General features: G+C 28.2%; 18 protein-coding genes and 1 tRNA gene. 13 read left to right on the top strand and 6 right to left on the bottom strand.

Annotated features, from left to right (window positions below):
• The first annotated feature begins 1274 nt into the window (after positions 1 to 1274).
• Positions 1275 to 2633, top strand: a complete 1359-nt coding sequence (locus FPD38_RS02960) for an ATP-dependent DNA helicase (protein ID WP_147555307.1) — start codon at positions 1275 to 1277, stop codon at positions 2631 to 2633.
• Positions 2614 to 3264: a flagellar basal body-associated FliL family protein gene (locus tag FPD38_RS02955; protein WP_147555306.1), complete on the top strand. Its 651-nt coding sequence runs from the start codon at positions 2614 to 2616 to the stop codon at positions 3262 to 3264. The genes FPD38_RS02960 and FPD38_RS02955 overlap by 20 nt, the downstream gene beginning before the upstream one ends.
• On the opposite strand, the gene lolA is transcribed toward FPD38_RS02955, so the two are convergent.
• Positions 3265 to 3771, bottom strand: coding sequence for a LolA-like outer membrane lipoprotein chaperone (gene lolA / locus FPD38_RS02950; protein ID WP_147555305.1), 507 nt, complete (start codon positions 3769 to 3771; stop codon positions 3265 to 3267).
• A gap of 116 nt (positions 3772 to 3887) precedes the next feature.
• Here lolA and secA point away from each other — a divergent pair, with 116 nt between their 5' ends.
• From secA to FPD38_RS02915, 7 genes are all read left to right on the top strand, one after another.
• Positions 3888 to 6479, top strand: a complete 2592-nt coding sequence (gene secA / locus FPD38_RS02945) for a preprotein translocase subunit SecA (RefSeq protein WP_147555304.1) — start codon at positions 3888 to 3890, stop codon at positions 6477 to 6479.
• A gap of 9 nt (positions 6480 to 6488) precedes the next feature.
• Positions 6489 to 7778: a sigma-54-dependent transcriptional regulator gene (locus FPD38_RS02940; RefSeq protein WP_147555303.1), complete on the top strand. Its 1290-nt coding sequence runs from the start codon at positions 6489 to 6491 to the stop codon at positions 7776 to 7778.
• Positions 7779 to 7789: 11 nt separating this feature from the next.
• The gene (locus tag FPD38_RS02935; protein ID WP_147555302.1) at positions 7790 to 8806 is read left to right on the top strand and encodes an aspartate-semialdehyde dehydrogenase; all 1017 of its coding nucleotides are present in this window, start codon (positions 7790 to 7792) and stop codon (positions 8804 to 8806) included.
• 11 nt (positions 8807 to 8817) lie between these two features.
• Positions 8818 to 9324, top strand: a complete 507-nt coding sequence (locus FPD38_RS02930) for a YqhA family protein (protein ID WP_147555301.1) — start codon at positions 8818 to 8820, stop codon at positions 9322 to 9324.
• A gap of 15 nt (positions 9325 to 9339) precedes the next feature.
• Positions 9340 to 10362: a uroporphyrinogen decarboxylase gene (hemE, locus tag FPD38_RS02925; RefSeq protein WP_147555300.1), complete on the top strand. Its 1023-nt coding sequence runs from the start codon at positions 9340 to 9342 to the stop codon at positions 10360 to 10362.
• Complete coding sequence (locus tag FPD38_RS02920; protein WP_147555299.1) at positions 10359 to 11276, top strand: radical SAM protein; 918 nt, start codon at positions 10359 to 10361, stop codon at positions 11274 to 11276. Before hemE ends, FPD38_RS02920 begins: the two co-directional genes overlap by 4 nt.
• Positions 11277 to 11324: 48 nt before the next feature.
• Positions 11325 to 11399 (top strand) — tRNA-Asn (locus tag FPD38_RS02915).
• 84 nt (positions 11400 to 11483) lie between these two features.
• Here FPD38_RS02915 and FPD38_RS02910 read toward each other — a convergent pair.
• Genes FPD38_RS02910 through der form a run of 5 tightly spaced genes read right to left on the bottom strand, consistent with a single transcriptional unit; the run spans position 11484 to position 17952 of the window.
• Positions 11484 to 13871 (bottom strand): tetratricopeptide repeat protein, encoded by a 2388-nt coding sequence (locus FPD38_RS02910; RefSeq protein WP_147555298.1) that lies wholly within the window; start codon positions 13869 to 13871, stop codon positions 11484 to 11486.
• Positions 13872 to 13880: 9 nt separating this feature from the next.
• On the bottom strand, positions 13881 to 15116 hold the full coding sequence (gene serS, locus FPD38_RS02905) for a serine--tRNA ligase (RefSeq protein WP_147555297.1): 1236 nt from the start codon (positions 15114 to 15116) through the stop codon (positions 13881 to 13883).
• A gap of 13 nt (positions 15117 to 15129) precedes the next feature.
• Positions 15130 to 16089 (bottom strand): tryptophan--tRNA ligase, encoded by a 960-nt coding sequence (gene trpS, locus FPD38_RS02900; protein ID WP_147555296.1) that lies wholly within the window; start codon positions 16087 to 16089, stop codon positions 15130 to 15132.
• Entirely contained in the window at positions 16086 to 16583 is a 498-nt protein-coding gene (locus tag FPD38_RS02895; RefSeq protein WP_147555295.1) for a shikimate kinase, read from the bottom strand. Before FPD38_RS02895 ends, trpS begins: the two co-directional genes overlap by 4 nt.
• Entirely contained in the window at positions 16567 to 17952 is a 1386-nt protein-coding gene (gene der, locus FPD38_RS02890; RefSeq protein ID WP_147555294.1) for a ribosome biogenesis GTPase Der, read from the bottom strand. The genes FPD38_RS02895 and der overlap by 17 nt, the downstream gene beginning before the upstream one ends.
• Positions 17953 to 18048: 96 nt before the next feature.
• Here der and FPD38_RS02885 point away from each other — a divergent pair, with 96 nt between their 5' ends.
• The 4 genes from FPD38_RS02885 to ribH are packed head-to-tail and all read left to right on the top strand — an operon-like array spanning position 18049 to position 21643.
• Positions 18049 to 18960, top strand: a complete 912-nt coding sequence (locus FPD38_RS02885) for a DMT family transporter (RefSeq protein WP_147555293.1) — start codon at positions 18049 to 18051, stop codon at positions 18958 to 18960.
• Between the two features lie 9 nt (positions 18961 to 18969).
• Entirely contained in the window at positions 18970 to 20331 is a 1362-nt protein-coding gene (locus tag FPD38_RS02880; protein ID WP_147555292.1) for a uracil-xanthine permease family protein, read from the top strand.
• Between the two features lie 25 nt (positions 20332 to 20356).
• Positions 20357 to 21160, top strand: coding sequence for a 3-deoxy-8-phosphooctulonate synthase (gene kdsA / locus FPD38_RS02875; protein WP_147555291.1), 804 nt, complete (start codon positions 20357 to 20359; stop codon positions 21158 to 21160).
• A 12-nt stretch (positions 21161 to 21172) separates the two neighbouring features.
• Complete coding sequence (gene ribH, locus FPD38_RS02870; RefSeq protein WP_039665277.1) at positions 21173 to 21643, top strand: 6,7-dimethyl-8-ribityllumazine synthase; 471 nt, start codon at positions 21173 to 21175, stop codon at positions 21641 to 21643.
• Position 21644 lies beyond the last annotated feature (1 nt).

The following is a 21644-nucleotide window of genomic DNA, read 5'->3' as shown; positions in this document are numbered from 1 at the left end:
TAAGTTTGAATTAGTTTGAATTAGTTTGGCGGGTGAAAAATAAAAAAGCTTATAGATTATAGTTTTAGTTTTTTATTAGGATGTATGGTTTTTATATAGAAATGATAAAGATTATAATTAAGGTATTTTTTGGATGGGTTGTTGGTTGTTTTATTTATTTAAAGATTTTTGTTTTTTTGGTTTGTGTTATTGAAAAAAAGGGTTGTAGTAAAAAATTATCTAGTATTAGATTAAAAAATGTAAATTAGATAATTTATTTCATATATGATGTGAGATTATTGATGATTTTTATGATATGAAAAAATTAGAAAATATTTATTATAATAAATTATGTTTTTTAAATTTGTAAGATAACTTTGAAGTGATGATTATAAAAGTGTAAAGTTGTGTAAGGTGAAGCATGGAAAAATTTATTGAAAGACTACTTAAAGAAGTGTTAAATTTGAACAAGATGTAGATAATGGTTTGAGCAATATAAATATATTTAAAGCTTTGGGTGTAGGATGTGGGAAGGTTGTTTATGAACCCGTTTGTTGGTTTTTATTTGCAAAGGATGACAAAGTAAAATTTTTCATTTTTTAATTTTCATTATTTTGAATACTTTCTGGAAAATATCCTTTTTTATGACAACTTTTTCTTTATTTGGCTTTTTATTTAAAACAAGTTTTATAGATGTGTTTGTAAAATTGTTATTTTTATTTTATTCTTTCTGTAAACCTCTCTCATCAAAATCCTTCAAATGTATCAAATAATATAATTTTTTACTTGGAAAATATTTATTGATTTTTTTGTAAATTGTCCTCTAAATACTTCAACTTCAGTCATATTTCCTTCTATATTATCATACAATTTTGCAAAATTTTTTAGGAAAAATCTACACTGAAGTGTATGAAGTTTTGCTTCACTATCATCTACCTTAATGAAAGATATATTATAATCTCGATTTTCTTAGTAGTGTCGTCATAATATATTATCGAAGATAAGATTAGTTTATAAAAATCCATATTTTTAATTTCATTTGGATTTTTTATTTTAAAAATGAAATTTTATTGTTTATTGATATATTTAGTGTGATATTCTAAGATTTGGAATTATTGTCAATAAAGGTTATGCTATACCTATCCCAGCCATATATTATCATATAATTGATTTTTCAATAATATTTTTTAGCTGTTTTTTTTATCTTATACTTCTAGTACTAAAAATTACTATATTTATAACTATTGCTCCTTATGTTTATAAATATTATATAAAAATATGATTATAATTTTAAAATGGTTTTAATAAAATTGATAGAATGCCTTAATAATGGTAATGTTTTTTTAAGTGGTGGAGCCGGAGTAGGAAAATCTTTTTTAATTTATAGGTTGATAAAAGAATATAGGAAAAATAGTAAAATAGTCATAGCTTTGGGTTCAACAGGAATTAGTGCATTTAATATAGGCGGAGTTACACTACATAGTTTTTTTAGATTTGGTAGGTGTGTAAGTCATGATGAGTTATATTATGAAGATAGAAAGCAAAAGGATAAAATAGAAAAATTAAAAAGAATTTTAAAACAATGCGATTTATTAATTATAGATGAAATTTCTATGGTTAGTGCTTTGATTATGGATATGATTTATTATAGACTCACTCGACTTGAATTTAATGGTAAATTAGTCGTTGTTGGAGATTTTTTTCAGCTTCCACCTGTTGTGCGAAAAGAACAGCAAAATTCATTATTTCAAGATAGCTATTATGCCTTTGCATCGAATGCTTGGAATGAATTTAATTTTATAAATGTCAAACTTACTTTATCCAAAAGAACTAGTGATAATAATTTTTATGAGCATTTGTTTTATGTTAGATTAGGTCAAATAAATGATGAGATTATAAAATATTTTAAATCTAAGTTAGTGAGTAAAAATGAATTACTTTCTTATGAAGATGATTATACTTTATTATGTGCAACTAATAAAAAAACAAATTTTATCAATGAAATAAAATTAAAAAATTTAAAAACAAAAGAATATATTTTTAATGCTATATATGAAAAAATAGATTTAAATTTAGATGATAAAAGTTTTAAGCAGTGGATTGATGGTTTAAATTTGGTGCAAAATTTAAAAATAAAAATCGGTGCTAAGATAATTTTTTGTGTCAATAATAAAGAAGAAAATTATTATAATGGAGAACAAGGAAAAGTTAAAGATATTTTATATGAAAATGATGAGTATTTTATTGTAATAGAAAAAAGCAATGGTGAAATACTAAAACTAAAACCATATGAATGTCTTTTGGAAGATTATGAATTGGATAGTGAGAATAAAATAGAAGTTAAAATAAAGGCTAAATTTATACAATATCCTATAAAATTAGCATATGCTATAACTATACATAAATCACAAGGAATGAGTATAGATAAATTAATTTGTGATATAGATGGGATTTTTGAAAAAGGACAATTATATGTTTGTTTATCAAGAGCCATTGATCCTAATAATTTAAAAATTACATACGATTATAGATTTTCTTTCGAGGATTATTTTTTAAAAATTTTAAAATTTGATAAAAAAGTTAAAGAATTGTATTTAAATACACATTTTATTAACTTAGAAGAGGAAAATTCAAATGAAATGGATAATATTTAGTTTTGTAATAGTTGCAAATATCTTTGCAAATACTTTAAGTATTGAAAATTTTAAAACCGATTTGTATTCAAAAACTGGAAATAATATATTAAAAACTATAGAATTAAATTTAGAATTTGAAGGAGAAAATTTAGAAGAAAAAAAGATTGTAGATGCTTTAAATACTATTATTTCTAGTTATTTTTATGAAGATTTGTTCACCGAGATTGGTAAAACTAACTTTAAAGAAACATTGCTTAAATTTAGCAATAAAAAATATAAAACTCAAATTAAAAATATTTATATTTTAAAAGTTAATTCTGTAAAAGAATTTGATGTAGAAGAATTGAAAAAATTCTTACAAGAATTAGATTCTAAAGAGGAAAAAATCACAAAATCACAAAATCTAGTAAAAGAAGAAAAATCTATAAAGGAAGAAAAGCCAATAAGAGAAGAGTATAATAGCACTAAAATTCAAGATTTAAACACCAGTGGTGAAGAAATAAATTCGGATTTTAATACTACTATAGATAAGGAAGCAAATATTAGTAAAGAAGCTATGGATATGATTTTAAAAACTATGGAAAATTCTCAAATGCAAATGCTTGCTCCAAGTAAAAATGAAGAGTTATTTAAAGAATTACCTTTTTGATTAACGCACGATATCGTAGTGATTTGGAATGTTTGGTATAAATATGTTTTCATTTATATTTTGATTAAATTTTTGATTAAAAAATTCAATAATAATAGTATTTTGAAGCTCATCTTTGTAAGAAATATCCATTAAAGTATCATTTTTTAATTTGATTTTATATTGGGTATTTTCATAAGTTGCTTCATAGATATCTTGGGAGATTTTTTTAGCTTGTTTAAAAATTTTTTGTAGGTTTGGTAAATTTTGTATTTTTGTAAAAATTACTTGTTCTAGTTGTGGTTCAATGATTGTTATTTCATGTTTATTGATATAAATTTGTTTTGAAATAGGATAGATATAATTCCAAAATGCTTTATTTTGAGTGATAATAAAATTTCCTTTATACTCTAGTGAAGATTTATTGCTATAAACTTTTTGTACAAAATCACTACTAAAATTTTCAAAATTGATATCAAAAGCCAAGAGTTGTAAAAATGTAAAAAACAATACCAAAATATATTTCATATATCAAACCTTAATTTTATTTTTAAAATTATATAAAATTTGCATAAATAAAGACTTTTATATAGTTCTAATTAAAATAAGATATAATGTTTTTTATTCTTACAAAAGGGCAAAAAATGTTTTCTAATATATTTAAAGCAGTATTTGGAACTAAAAACGATAGAGAAATAAAAAAATATTTAAAAAGAGTAGCTCAAATCAATGCTTTAGAGACAAAATATCAAAAATTAAATGATGAGGATTTGAAAAAAGCTTTTGAAAGTTTTCAATTTCAAATTCAAAATGGACAAACTACTCTAGATCAAATTTTAAATGATATATTTGCAATTGTAAGAGAAGTAAGCAAAAGAACTTTAAATATGCGTCATTTTGATGTGCAACTTATAGGCGGTATGGTATTGCACGAGGGTAAAATAGCTGAAATGAAAACAGGTGAGGGTAAAACTTTAGTAGCAACTTTACCTGTTGTTTTAAATGCTATGAGTAAAAAAGGTGTACATGTAGTTACTGTTAATGATTATTTAGCAAAAAGAGATGCAGAACAGATGAGTGCCATATATAACTTTTTGGGTTTTAGTGTAGGTGTAATTCTTTCTGAGCAAAATAGCGATGAAGCTCATAAAAAAGCTTATGAGTGTGATATAACTTATGGCACAAATAATGAATTTGGTTTTGATTATTTGCGTGATAATATGAAATTTTCTAATTTAGAAAAGGTTCAAAGAGAACATAATTTTGTAATCGTTGATGAAGTAGATAGTATTTTAATTGATGAAGCAAGAACTCCGCTTATCATAAGCGGCCCTACTAATAGAACTTTAGATGGTTATATTAAGGCAAATGATGTAGCTAAAAAAATGCAAAAAGGTCAAGCAGCAGCTACTCCTCAAGAACTACCAAGTGGAGATTTTGTGGTTGATGAAAAAAATAGAACTATAATGCTAACAGAAGCTGGAATTTCAAAAGCTGAAAAGCTATTTGGTGTAGAAAATTTATATAGTCTTGATAATGCTATTTTGGCTCATCAACTAGATCAGGCTTTAAAAGCGCATAATCTCTTTGAAAAAGATGTGCATTATGTTGTAAGAGAAAAAGAAGTTATTATAGTGGATGAATTTACGGGTCGTTTGAGTGAAGGAAGACGCTTTAGTGATGGTTTGCATCAAGCACTTGAAGCAAAAGAAGGGGTAAAAATTCAAGAAGAAAGTCAAACCTTAGCAGATATTACTTTTCAAAATTATTTTAGAATGTATAAAAAAATAGCTGGTATGACAGGAACTGCACAAACTGAAGCTACAGAATTTTCACAAATTTATAATTTAGATGTCGTATCTATTCCTACAAATATACCTGTTGCAAGGATAGATAAAGATGATTTAATTTATAAAACACAAAATGAAAAATTTAAAGCAGTGATTGAAGAAATCAAAAAAGCTAATGCTAAAGGTCAGCCTGTCTTAGTTGGAACTGCAAGTATAGAACGAAGTGAAGTTTTTCATAGTATGCTTGTAAAAGAACGCATTCCTCATCATGTACTTAATGCTAAAAATCACGAACAAGAAGCTTTGATTATCCAAGATGCTGGCAAAAAAGGTGCGGTTACTATTGCTACTAATATGGCAGGTCGTGGTGTAGATATCAAAATAGATGATGAAGTAAGAGCATTGGGTGGGCTTTATATAATAGGAACAGAACGCCATGAAAGTAGAAGAATAGATAATCAACTTCGTGGTCGTGCAGGAAGACAAGGTGATCCTGGAGTGAGTAGATTTTATTTAAGCCTTGAAGATAATCTTTTAAGGATTTTTGGTGGCGATCGTATTAAGCATATTATGGATAGATTAGGTATAGAAGAAGGTGAGCATATAGAAAGTCGTATCGTAACCAAGGCTGTAGAAAATGCTCAAAAAAAGGTTGAAAGTTTGCATTTTGAAAGTAGAAAACATTTGCTTGAGTATGATGATGTAGCCAATGAACAAAGAAAAACAATTTATAATTATAGGAATGAATTATTAGATGAAAATTATAATCTTCAAGAGAAAATTTTAAAAAATATTAGCGAGTATAGTAATCACATAGTAAGTCAAATTTATATCAATTCAGGGATTGAAGAAAATGCAAAGCATTTTGATGCCTTAAAACAAAAGATAAATTATGAGTGTAATATAGAATTAAAAGAAGAAGATTTTAAAGATTTAAATGAAATTGAAGCCGAAAATAAGCTTAGTGAAATTTTAGAAAATGCTTATAAAGAAAAAATGAGTATTATCGTTGAAAAAGAGGCTAGAAAAATTGAGAGAATTTTGTATCTTCAAATTTTAGACAATCTTTGGAGAGAACATTTATATCAAATGGATATTTTAAAAACAGGTATAGGTTTGAGAAGTTATAACCAAAAAGATCCATTAGTTGAATATAAAAAAGAAAGTTATAATCTTTTTATGGAGCTTGTAGAACGCATAAAATTTGATAGCTTAAAATTGCTATTTAATGTAGTATTTACACAACAAGAAGCTAAAAATTTTGAAGAAAAATCGCATGAGCAAAATGAAAAAATTATTGCTAGTACTACAGAAAGTGGTGTAGATGAAGATGGAAATATAGAAATTAAGAAAGTTCCAAGAAATTCCCTATGTCCTTGTAAAAGTGGGAAAAAATATAAAGATTGTCATGGCAAAAGTGGGCCAAAAAAAGGCATTTTAGCATAAGGTTTATGGATGAATTTGGTAATAGTTGAAGATGATATTAATATGAGAAAATCGCTTGAAATAGCATTGAGCGAGTATGAAGAATTTAAAATAAAATCTTATAAATCAGCCACAGAAGCTTTAAAAAAATTAAACAATGATGTTGATTTAATTATTACAGATATTAATATGCCAGGGATTGATGGAATAGAATTTGTTCAAGCTTGTGAGAATAAATATGATTTCATTATCATTACAGGAAATGCAACTTTAAATCGTGCTATAGAAGCAGTAAGACTAGGCGTTAAAGATTTTTTGGTTAAGCCTTTTGATATTAATACTTTAGTTACTGCTATTAAAAGAGCTAAAATTATACAAGAAAAAACTTCTAAAAAAAGCACAAAAAAAACTGAAAAACAAGAAGCTAAAGAAGATTTTTTTGGAAAATCTCAAGCTTTAGAGCATTGCTTAAATTTGGCAAGTAAAGCAGCCAAAACTGATGCTAGTGTTTTATTGTTCGGAGAAAGTGGCGTAGGAAAGGAAGTTTTTGCTAATTATATACATAAAAATTCAAAAAGAGCTTCCAAGTCATTTATAGCTATTAATATGGCAGCTATTCCTGCTAACTTAATTGAAAGCGAGTTGTTTGGTTTTGAAAAAGGTGCTTTTACAGATGCTAATGCTACCAAAATAGGACTTTTTGAGTTAGCCAATGAAGGGACTTTATTTTTGGATGAGATTGGTGAGATGCCTTATGAGATACAAGCAAAATTGTTAAGAGCATTGCAAGAAAAAGAAATCACTAGATTAGGTGGAACTAAGAGCGTTAAGATAGATGTTAGAATAGTCAGTGCAACAAATGCAAATATAGAAAAAAAGATTGAAAATAATGAATTTAGACAAGATTTGTATTATAGATTAAACACTATTCCTATTAATATTCCACCACTTAGACAAAGACAAGATGAAATTTTACAAATTGCACAAAAAGTATTACTAGATACTTGCAAAGAATATGAATTTACAGAAAAAAGATTAAGTAGGCAAGCTCAAGATGCTTTATTATCTTATGATTTTCCAGGTAATATTAGAGAGCTTATTTCTATTATACAGAGAGCTTGTATTTTGAGCGAAAGCGATGAAATTAGCGAGCAAGATTTATTTTTAGAAAGTAGAAAAAGTAAAGATATAAAAAATTTAGAAAAAGAATTAATCTTAGAAGCATTAAAAAATTCAAGTGATATTACTCAAGCAGCTAAACTAATAGGCATGAGTGAGCAAATTTTTTGTGAAAAAATGAAAAAATATAATATTAACTAAAGGAAAGTCGGATGAAAAAAATAGCTATAATTGGAGCAACAGGAGCAGTTGGCGAAGAACTTTTAAATGTTTTAGATGAATTAAATTTTCCAGTTGAGAATATTTTGCCTTTGGCTAGTGCCAAAAGTGTAGGATCTAGTGTGGAATTTAGGGGTAAAACTTACAAAGTTCAAGAGCTTACCGAGACGGTTTTTCAAGAAAATCCTGTAGATATTGCATTTTTTAGCGCAGGTGGTAGTATTAGCGAGCAATATGCTAAATATGCAGTAGAATGTGGTGCAGTTGTGATTGATAATACAAGTCATTTTAGAATGAATGAAGATGTTCCTTTGGTTGTTCCTGAGTGCAATAGTGAAGATATTAAAGATTGGGAGAAAACAGGAATCATTGCCAATCCAAATTGCTCCACCATACAAATGGTTCATATTTTAAAACCCCTCGATGATGTTTTTAATTTAAAAAGAGTAGATGTTAGCACATATCAGGCTGCAAGTGGAGCTGGGAAAGAAGGAATGGAAGAGCTAGTTCAAGGTTTACAAAGTTTTTTTGCTTTTAAATTGGACGAATTTGAAGCAAAAACTTTTCCATATACTTTAGCACTAAATTTAATCCCTCAAATTGATCAATTTTGTGAAAATGGTTATACCAAAGAAGAATTAAAAATGATTAATGAAACCCAAAAGATTTTGCACAAAAAAATAGAAATTTCGGCAACTTGTGTTAGAGTTCCAGTGCTTAGAAGTCATAGCGAATCTATTACTATACATTTTGAAAAAGATGTTGATCTTACTAAAGTAAGAGAAATTTTATCTAAAGCTCCAAGCGTTGTAATGGTAGATGATATTGAAAATAAAAAATACCCTATGCCTCTTTTTGCAAGTGATACAAATGAAACTTATGTTGGTAGGATAAGACAAGATATTAATCATAAAAATATCATACATTTATGGTGTGTAGCCGATCAAATTCGTGTTGGAGCTGCAACTAATGCTGTGCGTATTGCTCAAAAATGGCTAGAGATGGTCTAAAAAGGAAAAAAATGTTTGAAAAATTTTTTGAAATTTTATTAGTTAAGAGCCGTTGGGTTACAATTTTACCTGTAATTTTTGGACTCATTGGAGCTTTTGTTTTGTTTTTTATAGCTAGCTATGATGTGATTAAAGTTTTAATACATGTATTTGAATATTTTACTCTTGCAAATTTCAGCGTTGATTTACATGAAGAAGTTGTGGGGTTGATTATTGGAGCTGTGGATTTGTATTTAATGGCTTTAGTTTTATTTATATTTTCTTTTGGAATTTATGAATTATTTATTAGTGAAATAGAAGATTTTAAAAAAATCAAACAATCAAAAGTTCTAGAAGTGCATAGTTTGGATCAGCTAAAAGATAAGCTTGCCAAAGTTATTATTATGGTTTTGATTGTAAATTTCTTTCAAAGAATTTTGCAAATGCAATTTAATACAGTTTTAGATATGACTTATCTTGCAGGTTCGATTTTAGCACTTTGTATAGGTTTGTATTTTCTACATAAAAGTGATCATTAATTTAAAAGGTTTTTTATGATTTTTATTGATGCATGTTTTAAAAAAACTACTCCTTATACCCCTGTGTGGATGATGCGACAAGCGGGAAGATATTTGCCAGAGTATATGAAAGTACGAACTCAAGCTGGAGATTTTTTATCTTTGTGCAAAGATTATAAAAAAGCAAGTGAAGTGAGTTTGCAACCTGTTGATATTTTGGGTGTTGATGCAGCTATTATTTTTTCAGATATTTTAGTAGTTCCTTTGGAAATGGGAATGGAACTTAAATTCGAAAAAGGTGAAGGTCCCATTTTTGCAAATCCTATTAAAAATGAAGAGGATTTGAACATTTTGGATGTAAATAAAAGCATTAAAAATCTTTCTTATGTCTATGATGCTTTAAAATTAACTAGAGAAAAATTACCACAAGATAAAGCTTTGATAGGATTTTGCGGAAGTCCTTGGACTATAGCTACATATATGATAGAAGGTGGAAGCAGTAAAAATTATGCAAAAAGTAAAAAAATCCTTTATCAAAATCCTGAATTTTTGCATAAAATTTTATCAAAACTAACCCAAGCATTAAAATTATATTTAGAAGAACAAATCAAAGCAGGGGCTAATGCTGTTCAAATTTTTGATAGCTGGGCGAATGTTTTGGAGCAAAATGTTTTTTTTGAATTTTCTTTTAAATATATGCTAGAAATTTCTGATTATATCAAAACAAAATACCCGCATATTCCTGTGATAATCTTTCCTAAAGGTATAAGTGGATTTTTAGATAAAATTGATGGAAATTTTGATGTTTTTGGTGTTGATTGGAGCACACCTTTAAATTTAGCAAAAGAAAAATTATCTCATAAATATACTTTACAAGGTAATATGGAACCATGTAGATTGTATGATCAAAAAGCTATTAAAATAGGTGTTGAAAATATCTTAAATATAATGCAAAATGCACCGCATATTTTTAATCTTGGTCATGGAATTTTACCTGATATTCCTGTTGAGAATGCAAAATATTTTATTAAATTAGTACAAGAGAGCTCAAGAATTTGAGTAAGATTGTTTTTGGTCCTATCAACTCAAGAAGATTTGGAATATCTTTAGGAGTTGATTTAAGTCCTGATCAAAAACAATGCAATTTTGATTGTGTATATTGTGAGTTAAAAGCTGCCAAACCCCAAGAGAAATCTTTGATTTATCCTAGTGTTGAAGATATTATAAAAGAACTCAGTCAAGCTTTGATACGCTATAAAAATATTGATTTTATCACTTTAACCGCTAATGGAGAGCCAAGTTTATATCCTTTTTTAGATGAGCTTGTAATAAAACTTAACCAAATTAAAAATAATAAAAAACTTTTGATATTAAGCAATGGAAGTGCAGTTTTAAATGCAAAAGCATATAAAGCTTTACTTGGTATAGATGTGGTTAAATTTAGCCTTGATAGTGCTATAGAAAAAACATTTTATAGAATTGATAAAGCTTTAAAGCAAATAAAAATTTATGATTTAATTGAAAAAATGATAGCTTTTAGTAAAGATTTTAAAGGTGATTTGATCATGGAAACTCTAATAGTAAAAGGAATCAATGATACAAAAGACGAAATGCTTGCTCTAAATCAAGCTTTTGCTAATATTAATCCACTTAGAGTTGATTTTAGCACTATAGATAGACCTCCTGCATATCCGGTCAAAGCAATTGATTTTAAAAAACTGCAAGAGCTTAGTTTATATATTACTAGCATACCAGTGGTTTTAGCTAAACATAATTGCGATGGTATTAAAAATGATTTTAGCGAAAAAGATCTTTTGAAAATGTTACAATTAAGAGCTCAAAGTGAATTTGATATAGAAAATAATTTTAGCCAGCTTAGTAAAGACAATCTTGCTAAATTGCTTAAAGAAAAAAAGATTATGATTAAAAATTTATCAGGTGTGAAATTTTACAAAACTTTACAAAATACTTGACAAATATATTTTTTTTATATATAATACCATTTCTTTTTTACAAAATGTTCCGGATTAGCTCAGCGGTAGAGTAGTCGGCTGTTAACCGATTGGTCGTAGGTTCGAATCCTACATCCGGAGCCACTTACATTTTTCAATCAATTATTTTTTTATTGTTAGTCTAATTATAATTTAGTTTTAATATTTTCTATATTTTTATAGAAAATATTAATTTTTTATATCAAAAGTAAAAAATTTACTCTCAAAACCATCTCCTACTTTTTCATATTGAAATATAGCTGGTTCTAAATTTTGAACTTCATGATATAGCAAACCCAGAGCAAGGCGTGCTTCTAAGGTTTCTTCATTTTCTAATCTTGCAAGTTCTAGAAGAGCTATAGCTGAATTTGGGTTATTTGAACCAATCGCCGAGACTGCCGCTAAAAATAGAGTTTGAGCATCTTTTATTTTATAATCATCTATGAGCATATTATAAAGTGTATATGCTTCTTGGTATTCTTGTGCAAAAATATCAATATATGCCAGAGCAAAAATCAATCCTATTGAGTTTTTATCACTAGTTGCTAATTTTTTCTTGATGTCGTTTCTTACATGATTGATTAAGCCTGTAATTTGCATTAAACTTACAAAACTATCTTTAACAATACCTGCTCCACCAAATAAAGAATTGTAATCAAGTTTTGTGTTTTGAAAATAAATTTGAGCCTGTTTAGCATAAGCTTTGATATCTAAATTCATATTTTTAGCATTAAAATACAAAATATTACTAATAATATCTTTGTTAAGTAGCTTTTTTAAGGCTATTACGGCTTCGTTTCTTACTTCAAGTAAATTATTTCCATTAGCAGCAATAATCGCAAACATCAATTCTAAAGGACTTTTTTTATCAAGATTAAAATCATCAAGATAAGGGAGCATTGCTGTATAATCTTTATTTGGAATATAAAGTAGATATTTATAGATATTATTGATATTTAAATTTGTATCAGCTTGTAAATTTTCTACTACTTCATTTTGGAGTTTTGTATAATCTTTTTTAATCAAGTCCATGCAAAATATAGCAAAAATACCCGCTAAATGATTTTTAGGGTTAAGATGATAGGCTGTTGAAAAATGATTAGCTGCTTTATTGTAATCTTGTAATTGTGCATAAGTTAGAGCAAGATTATAGTGGATTACATCATGCGAGCTGTAGTTTTGATTGATTTTTTGTAATTCTTGATTTGCTTCTCTTAAGTGTAAGTTAAAAGCTAGATTGATTGCACGCGAAAGCTCAATATTTACCCCAGATAGCATTTTGCTTTCAAGTAATAGTTTGCTTTCGTATTTGTAAGCTTGTGCAAAACTCTCTAGATCGGCTTTGGTTATAAGCTCTATGCTTTGTTTGACATCAAAAATTCTATACGGGGAAAAATAAAATAATAGATCGTAAATTTGTTGTTTTGAATTAATTAATTCTTTAGCAAAATCTTTTTGTGCTATATCAATGCTATATAAATTTTTCTTTAATCTAGTTTTTATACCATAATATTTAGTAGCTATGTCTTTATCTGCAGCAAATAAGCTTTGTAAAATTTGTGCACCTTTGTTGTATTGTCCGGTTTTAAGTTCTACTAAAGCTAAAGCCATAGAGCTTCTTGATTTTTGAGAATCAATTTTTGTAGCTCTTGCTAAGTATTCTTTTGCTTTGGCATATTCTCCTATCTTAGCATATAATAATCCAAGAGGTAAGCTTGCTTCATAATTTTCTTGTTTTAGTAAAAAATTAATTGCGTCTTTATCAGCTTGTAAAAGAGAATAAATTTTAGCTCCAAGATAATGTGCTTCATCTTTATAGTTTGAAATATTATTGGAGTGAGCAAACATTTGTAAGGCTTCTGGATAAAATCCTTGATAATATTCAATTAAACCCAAATAATAATTATATAAAACAGAATCAGCATTTTGAGGTAAATGAATTTTGGCTAAATCAAGATAGTATTTAAATTTTTCTTTATCATTAAGATAAAAATAACATACAGCGATATTTATAGCAGCCGCTACTTTATGTTTTTCTAAATCCAAAGATTGTTTAAAATTTGTTATCGCGCTTTTATAATCTTGTTGTTTCATCTGAGCTACACCAAGATTATAACTTGACAATGATTCATTAAAAATATTAACACTATCATAAAGCTCTAATGCGCCTTTAACATCACCTTTTTCATATAATAAATTTGCTTTTTGGATAATCAAATCAAGTGCAGATTGTTGAATTTTTGTAATTTCTACCGAAGCGTTATTTTCTTTTATTGCTTCATTTGTCGCAATTTTGTGTGGTTCTTTTTTAAAAAATATTAGTAAAATTAAAATTATAGTTAAAATTAAAATAAGACCTCCAAGAGCGCCTATTATGATGAGAAATTTTTTATCAAAAAGTTTTTTATTTTCTTCTTTTTGCGGCTCTTGAGACTCTTCTTCTACTCTTTGGAAAGTACTTTCTTCTTCTAATTCTGGTGGAATAGTTCCAGGTGGAATTTCAGGTTCTAAATTTTCTTCAAGATTATTGGTATTTTCTTGGTTGTCTTGTTCTTTTAGTGTTACTTCTTCTGCCATTTTTTATTCTTAAAAATATTTTCTTAAAACATCAGGTATTGTTATTTTGCCATTTTTATCTTGATAGTTTTCCATTATAGCTATCAAAGTGCGTCCTACGGCTAAAGATGAGCCATTTAAAGTATGAACTAATTCGTTTTTGCCTTTTTCATTTTTATAGCGAATTTTTGCTCTTCTTGCTTGAAAATCTTTACAATTTGATACTGAAGAAATTTCTCTGTATTTATTTTGAGAAGGTAGCCAAACTTCTAAATCGATAGTTTTTGCAGCAGAAAATCCTAAATCCCCTGTACAAAGCATTAAGTGTCTGTGAGCAAGTCCTAAAGAGCTTAATAAATCACTAGCACAAGCTACCATTTCTTCAAAAACTATATCGCTTTGCTCAGGTTTTGTTATGCTAACAAGCTCTACTTTTTCAAATTGATGTTGTCTTATAATTCCTCTTGTATCTCGCCCAGCACTTCCTGCTTCTTTTCTAAAACAAGCACTATAGCAAGTCATTTTTATAGGTAAAGATTCGCTTGTTAAAATTTCATTTGAGTAAAGATTGGTTACTGGAATTTCAGAAGTTGAGATGAGATATAAATCCTCATTGTCTATTTTATACATGTCATCTTTGAATTTTGGAAGCTGTCCTGTTCCATACATAGTAGCACTATTAACTAAAAATGGGACATTCACCAAATCAAAACCCTTGCTTCTATTAAAATCAATCATATAATTTACTAAAGCTCTACTTAGCAAAGCTCCTTCATTTTTTAATACACAAAAGCGACTTTGAGAAATTTTTACCCCTCTTGCAAAATCAAGCCAATTTAAATTTTCTCCTAAATCATGATGTTCTTTGATTTCAAAATCAAATTGAGGAGGAGTTAGAACTTTTTTTAATTCTATGTTTTCATTTTCATCTTCACCAATAGGAACGCAATCATCAGGTATATTTGGAATAGCAATTGCAATTTCTTCAAGTTTTTCTTCAAAATTAGCAACTATTTTTGATTGAGTATTGATTTTTTCTTTGTTTTGACTTAATTGAATTTTTAAACTTTCTTTATCAGCAGCACTAGTTAGTTCTTTGCTAAATTTATTTTGAAAGGCTTGGAGTTCTTCTAAAATAGCTTTTTCTTTTTTTAGCTCGATAAATAATTGCTGTAATTGTTTTAGCGTATTTTCATCTACTTTTTTTGCTTTTAATTTTGGTGAGATTTCTTCAAAATTATTTTGTAAAAGTCTAAGATCTAACATATTTACTCCTTAATCATAGTCCTATTTTAGCATAAATTTTTTCCATTGTTTCTTGGGCTGTTTTTTTAGCTTTTTTTGCACCAAATTCTAAGATTTCTTTAATTTTAGATGGATTTTGTAATAAATTTTCATATTCATTTTTAGCATGGGCAAAATAATCATTAATTATATCATTTAAATACACCTTAAAATGTCCATAACCTTCCCCGCCTTTTTGATATCTAGCTTTTAATTTTTCTTGCTCGTTTTCATCAAGAAAAAGTTTCGCTATGTTAAAAATATTGCAAGTTGTATAATCTTTTGGATCTTCTAAAGCAGTGCTATCGGTTACAATAGAAGAAACTTGCTTTTTTAAAATTTTAGCAGAACCAAAAATATCAATAGTATTTTGATAAGATTTGCTCATCTTAGCTCCATCAGTACCTGGGACTACTGCTACTTCTTCACTCACTTTTGCACTTGGTAGAGTAAAAATTTCTCCCCATTCGTTATTTACTTTTAATGCTATATCTCTTGCGATTTCTACATGTTGAATTTGATCTTTACCAACTGGAACGATATTAGGGTTAAAAAGTAAAATATCAGCAGCCATTAAAACAGGATAAGAAAAAAGCCCATGGTTTGAATTTAATCCTTTTGCGATTTTATCTTTATAAGAATGAGCTCTTTCTAAAAGTCCCATTGGGGTAAATTGTGACAAAATCCAATAAAGCTCCAAAACTTCTTTTACATCACTTTGTAGCCAAAAAATACTTTTTTGAGGATCAATTCCTAAGCTTAAAAATGCAGCAGCTGCTTTGAGTGAGTTTTGCTTTAAAAATTCACCATTTTGATTGGATGTCATAGCATGATAATTAGCTATAAAAATATACATTTGATTTTGTTCTTGCAAATCAAGCATTTGTTTGATAGAGCCAAAATAATTTCCTATATGTAAATCCCCGCTAGGTTGCAATCCTGTTATAACTCTCATTTTACCTCTTTTTTTATTTGTGTGATGATTTGATCTATGTTTTTATCTTCGATATCTATGATAAAATCAGCTTTTTTTTCATATTTTTGAATTCTTTGATCAAAAAGTATTTTGGCATTAGCTAAGTTTGAAAGTAGGGGTCTTGAAAGAATTTGTGTTTCATCTAATCTGTTTAAAATATAATCAAAACTTGACTTTAGATACACTATGGTACCAATTTTTTTAATCTTTTTATGTTTGATAAAACCCCCGCCACTTGCAATAGAAGCATTTTTAAGGTTTTTTAAAAAATAAATGAGTTTTTTTTCTTCATTTCTAAAAAAATCTTCCCCGTATAAAGAAAATATTTTATGAATTTCAAGATCAAATTTTTGTTTTATTAGCTCATCAGTATCTAGGAAGAATTTATCATATTTTTTAGCATATGCTTTAGCTATGGTGCTTTTTCCACAACCCATAAAGCCAACAAAAAGGAGATTATCCTTCTTGTTCATCTTTACTTCCTTTTTTTCTTGAAGCTATGATTAAAGGAACACCTTCAAAATTAAATTTCTTTCTAATTTGATTTTGCAAATAACGCTTATAGGAAAAATGCAAAGCTTTTGGTCTATTCATAATTAAAGCGATTTTTGGAGGTGCAAGATCATATTGAACTGCATAATAAATTTTTACCAATTTTCCATAATCATGTGGTAAAGGATGGGTTCTTGTAGCTTCTTCTATTAAAGTATTTAGTTTAGCAGTTGGAATTTTTTGAGTAAAATTTGCAAAAATTTCTAAAATTTTATCTAAAAGTACATGCACTCTTTTTCCGCTTAAAGCTGATACGCTAATAACTGGAGCATAAGCTAAAAATTTAAAGCGATCTAGCTTTAATTCTTTTAAAGTTTTATCAAAATCAAGCTCGCTTTTATCCCATTTATTTAAAACTATAATCACCCCTAAATAATGTTTTGCAGCAAGCCCTGCAATTCTTTCATCAAGTTCATTAAAGCCTTCTGAAGCATCAAGGACTAAAAGTGCAATTTGTGCATTAGCTAAAGCATATTCGGTTCTATTTAGCGCATAGCGTTCTAAGCCTTGAATTTTACCTCTTTTTCTAATTCCTGCAGTATCTACAAATTCAATGATTTTATCTTTATGCATAATACATTCATTAACAGGATCTATGGTTGTACCTGCTATATCGCTAACTACACTTCTTTCTTCTTTAACTAAAGCATTTAAAAGACTTGATTTACCTACATTTACTCTACCGATAATTCCAACTTTAATATGATTTTCATCAATATTTTTAAGTTTAAAATCACCACTATTTTCATCAAAATTTTCTAAATACGCATCAAAATCCTCTTCTTCATCTTGGCTTAAAAAATTCTCATTTAAAAATTTTCCTGCCCACATACAAAGCTCATCTATGCCTATATTGTGCGTAACGGAGATATTAAAAATTTCTTTTACTCCAAAGCTAGAAAATTCCCAAGATCTTTCTTCATCTTTTTTGTTATCTATTTTGTTGATGATTAAGGCTATGGGCTTGTTAAGTTTTTTCATTTCATAAAAGAATGCTTTATCTTCATCACCTGGTAAAAATTTTCCATCTACCATGTAAAAAATGATATCGCTATTTTTAGCAGCTTTTAAAGAATTTGCTTTTACATTTTTAAAAAGCTCATTGCTCTCATCAAGTCCACCACTATCTATCAATAAAGCTTTTTTGCCATCTATTTGAATTTCTACTTTATTGGTATCTCTTGTGGTGCCACTTATATCACTAGTAATGGCTATGCGTTTTCTTGCAAGTCTATTAAAAAGACTTGATTTACCTACATTAGGTTTTCCTATTAAAATAATACTTTGCATTTATATCCGTTGAGATTTTTATTCGTGATTATATAAAATTTGCCTTAAAATTAAGCAAAAAAGACTAAAATTATGGCAATTTTTTATGGAAATCATATGTTGAGAATAGTCAAGAAAAATTTAGGTATATATTTTATGATTATAGCTTCGATGGAATTTGCATTAGTTGGAGCTTGTGCGAAAATTTTAAGCGAAGAAATATCATCAATTGAAATTATGTTTTTTAGAAATATTATTGGGACTATTTTTATGATTTATTTGCTTTCTAAAATTAAATTTCATAAAAATGGTGGTCACTTTGCCTTGTTAATTTTTAGAGGAGTTATAGGAACTATAGCTTTATATCTTTTCTTTTATAATGTTGCAAATATCTCTTTAGGTGGAGCTTTTGCCTTTCAAAAAACATCTCCTATTTTTATAGCTTTGATTGCTTTTTTCTTGTTTAAAGAAAAATTAGGATTAAATGCTATTTTTGGAATTTTTGTAGCTTTTATCGGGGTTTTGTTGATTTGTCAGCCTTTTGTTGATGAAGCAAATCATTCAGGGTTTGATTTGAAAAATAGTATTTTAGGAATTTTAAGTGGATTTTGTGCGGCTTTGGCTTTAACTAGTGTAAGAGAGCTTAAAAAATCTTATCCAGCGCCTTTTATAGCTTTATCTTTTGTATTGATCGGCACCTTAATGCCTATGTTTTCTATGATTATAGGGTCTTTTTGCCACATTAAAGAACTTGATTTTTTGATCGCTCCTTTTGTAATGCCTAGTTTTAAAGCTTGGATTATCATAATTTGTATGGGTATATTTGGAGCAATGTATCAAATTCATATTACTAAAGCTTATGGGGTAGCTAAAAAGGCTGGAGTTGTAGCAGGGGTTAGTTATATGGATGTTGTTTTTACTTTATTCTTAGGGATTTTATTGGGAGATAATTTTCCTAGCATCTTAGTGATAATTGGAATTTGTAGCATAGTTTTTGGTGGATTGATTTTGGTTATGAAGCAGCGTTAAGGAATAAAAATGGTAGAAAATAAAGTAAATTTGATTTATGGTTTAGAAGATAAACCTCCGTTTATAAAAGCTTTTTTTGTAGCTTTAGTACATTTAATGGCTATGTTTGTAGCTGTGATTACCCCAGCTTTACTTATATGCAAAGGACTTGGTGTTGATAATGAAAATACTACAAGAATTATTTGTATGTCATTATTTGCTTCAGGTATAGCTTCGCTTTTGCAAATTAAAACTTGGGGAATTGTAGGTAGTGGGTTATTATCTATACAAGGAACTAGTTTTAATTTTGTTTCTCCTTTGATTTTAGGCGGCCTTGCTTTAAAAAACGATGGCTTATCTCAAGAAGCTATGCTTGGAGCTATTTTTGGTACTTTAATGTTATGCTCAACTACAGAAATGATAATTTCTCAAATTTTACCTTTTGTAAAAAAGATTATCTCTCCTTTGGTTTCTGGTATTGTTGTTTTGATTATAGGTCTTACTTTGATTAATGTTGGTCTTGTTAGTGCAGGTGGGGGTTTTAGTGCTAAAGCAAATGGGGAATTTGGTTCTTTGCATAATTTATTTCTAGCTGGTATTGTGATTTTATGCATTATAATTTTAAATCTTTTTCGTAATGCTTATATTAGAATTTCATCTTTATTTGTGGCTATGATCATTGGGGTTTTGGTTGCTATGTTTTTTGAAAATTTTAGCTTTAAATTAAATGAAAATTTACCTATGATATTTTTACCAAATCCTGTGCATTATGGTTTAAGCATTGATTATAATTTGATTTTACCCTTGATTTTAGTTTTTATGGTAACTTCTCTTGAGACTATTGGCGATATTAGTGCAACAAGTGAAGTTTCAAATCAGCCATTAAAAGGTGAAATTTATACAAAAAGATTAAAGGGTGGAGTTTTAGCAAATGGCTTAAATTCTTTTGTTTCAGCCTTGTTTAATACTTTTCCAAATTCTTGTTTTGGACAAAACAATGGAGTGATAGCTTTAACGGGTGTTGCAAGCAGATATGTTGGATTTATTGTAGCTTTTATGTTAATGATTTTAGGATTGTTTCCAATTGTTGCTGATATTGCACTACAAATTCCTGAACCTGTTTTAGGCGGAGCAACCTTAGTGATGTTTGGAACTATTGCAGCTACTGGAGTTAGGATTATTTCTAAAGAAAATTTAAATCGTAGGTCTATTATTATAATTGCTATGAGTTTGGGCATAGGACTTGGAGTTTCTAACAACCCTGATATTTTAAATTTTATGCCATCATGGTTTAAAACTTTATTTTCTTCAGGAATAGCAGCAGGTGCAATTACAGCTATTATTTTAAATTTTATCTTTCCAATTGAAGAAAATCAAAGAAAAATAAAGTAAAATACGAAAAAGATAAGGAAACAAAATGCAAAAAATGATATTACTTGCAGGTCCTTGTGTGATAGAAAGTGAAGAGCTTGTTTTTAAAGTCGCACAAGAGCTTGAATGTTTTTTAAAAGATGATAGGATTGATTTTTATTTTAAATCAAGTTTTGATAAGGCAAATAGAACTAGCATCAGTAGTTTTAGAGGTCCCGGTATAGAAAAAGGCTTGGAAATTTTACAAAAAGTTAAAAATAAATTTGGTATGCAAATTTTAACTGATATTCATGAGAGTTCTCAAGCCAAAATTGCCGCTGAGGTTGTAGATGTATTGCAAATTCCTGCGTTTTTATGCAGACAAACTGATCTTTTAGTAGCCGCAGCACAAACTAAAACTAAGGTTAATATCAAAAAAGGCCAATTTTTAAATCCTGATGATATTAAATTTAGCGTGAGTAAAATTTTACAAACTAGAGGTATTAACGCAGAAGGTTATGAAGTAGCTAAAGAAAATGGAGTGTTTGTAGCAGAAAGAGGCTCAAGCTTTGGTTATGGAAATTTGGTTGTTGATATGCGAAGTTTGATTATAATGAGAAAATACGCCCCTGTTATTTTTGATGCAACTCATAGTGTGCAAATGCCTGGAGCTAATAATGGAAGTAGTGGCGGTAAAAGTGAATTTGTAGAGCCATTAGCAAGGGCTGCAGCTGCAGTTGGGGTGGATGGGTTTTTCTTTGAAACACATTTAAATCCTTGCGAGGCTTTATGTGATGGTCCAAATATGCTTGATATTTCAAGACTTAAAAAATGTGTAGATACACTTTTAAAAATTCAAGAAAATATTTAAAAAAGGAAAACAATGAAAATCATAGAAGGAAATTTAAATTTAAGCGGTAAAGAAAAAATAGCAATTATTAATGCTAGATTTAACCATATCATCACCGATCGTTTGGTTGAAGGTGCAAAAGATGCTTTTTTAAGACATGGGGGTAAAGAAGAAAATTTAAGTCTTTTATTAGTTCCTGGTGCTTTTGAAATTCCTTTTGCGTTAAAGCAAGCCCTAGAGAGTAAAAAATTTGATGGAGTGTGTTGTTTGGGTGCTGTTATAAGAGGAAGTACTCCACATTTTGATTATGTAGCAGCTGAAACTACTAAGGGTATTGCAAGTGTGAGCTTAAATGCTAATATACCTGTAAGTTTTGGAGTATTAACCACTGATACTATTGAACAAGCCATAGAAAGAGCAGGAAGCAAAGCAGGAAATAAAGGATTTGAAGCTATGCTTACCATCATTGAAATGCTAAATTTAATCAACAAAATCAAGGCTTAAT

The organism is Campylobacter volucris (assembly GCF_008011665.1).
GTDB lineage: Bacteria > Campylobacterota > Campylobacteria > Campylobacterales > Campylobacteraceae > Campylobacter_D > Campylobacter_D volucris_A.
This window is presented reverse-complemented; position numbering and strand designations above follow the sequence as displayed.

What these genes read in the sequence shown, in the direction of transcription:
- FPD38_RS02960 (WP_147555307.1), top strand. Translation starts at nt 1,275, where the DNA reads ATGGTTTTAATAAAATTGATAGAATGCCTTAATAATGGTAATGTTTTT.
- FPD38_RS02955 (WP_147555306.1), top strand. Translation starts at nt 2,614, where the DNA reads ATGAAATGGATAATATTTAGTTTTGTAATAGTTGCAAATATCTTTGCA.
- lolA (WP_147555305.1), bottom strand. Translation starts at nt 3,771, where the DNA reads ATGAAATATATTTTGGTATTGTTTTTTACATTTTTACAACTCTTGGCT.
- secA (WP_147555304.1), top strand. Translation starts at nt 3,888, where the DNA reads ATGTTTTCTAATATATTTAAAGCAGTATTTGGAACTAAAAACGATAGA.
- FPD38_RS02940 (WP_147555303.1), top strand. Translation starts at nt 6,489, where the DNA reads ATGAATTTGGTAATAGTTGAAGATGATATTAATATGAGAAAATCGCTT.
- FPD38_RS02935 (WP_147555302.1), top strand. Translation starts at nt 7,790, where the DNA reads ATGAAAAAAATAGCTATAATTGGAGCAACAGGAGCAGTTGGCGAAGAA.
- FPD38_RS02930 (WP_147555301.1), top strand. Translation starts at nt 8,818, where the DNA reads ATGTTTGAAAAATTTTTTGAAATTTTATTAGTTAAGAGCCGTTGGGTT.
- hemE (WP_147555300.1), top strand. Translation starts at nt 9,340, where the DNA reads ATGATTTTTATTGATGCATGTTTTAAAAAAACTACTCCTTATACCCCT.
- FPD38_RS02910 (WP_147555298.1), bottom strand. Translation starts at nt 13,871, where the DNA reads ATGGCAGAAGAAGTAACACTAAAAGAACAAGACAACCAAGAAAATACC.
- serS (WP_147555297.1), bottom strand. Translation starts at nt 15,116, where the DNA reads ATGTTAGATCTTAGACTTTTACAAAATAATTTTGAAGAAATCTCACCA.
- trpS (WP_147555296.1), bottom strand. Translation starts at nt 16,089, where the DNA reads ATGAGAGTTATAACAGGATTGCAACCTAGCGGGGATTTACATATAGGA.
- FPD38_RS02895 (WP_147555295.1), bottom strand. Translation starts at nt 16,583, where the DNA reads ATGAACAAGAAGGATAATCTCCTTTTTGTTGGCTTTATGGGTTGTGGA.
- der (WP_147555294.1), bottom strand. Translation starts at nt 17,952, where the DNA reads ATGCAAAGTATTATTTTAATAGGAAAACCTAATGTAGGTAAATCAAGT.
- FPD38_RS02885 (WP_147555293.1), top strand. Translation starts at nt 18,049, where the DNA reads ATGTTGAGAATAGTCAAGAAAAATTTAGGTATATATTTTATGATTATA.
- FPD38_RS02880 (WP_147555292.1), top strand. Translation starts at nt 18,970, where the DNA reads ATGGTAGAAAATAAAGTAAATTTGATTTATGGTTTAGAAGATAAACCT.
- kdsA (WP_147555291.1), top strand. Translation starts at nt 20,357, where the DNA reads ATGCAAAAAATGATATTACTTGCAGGTCCTTGTGTGATAGAAAGTGAA.
- ribH (WP_039665277.1), top strand. Translation starts at nt 21,173, where the DNA reads ATGAAAATCATAGAAGGAAATTTAAATTTAAGCGGTAAAGAAAAAATA.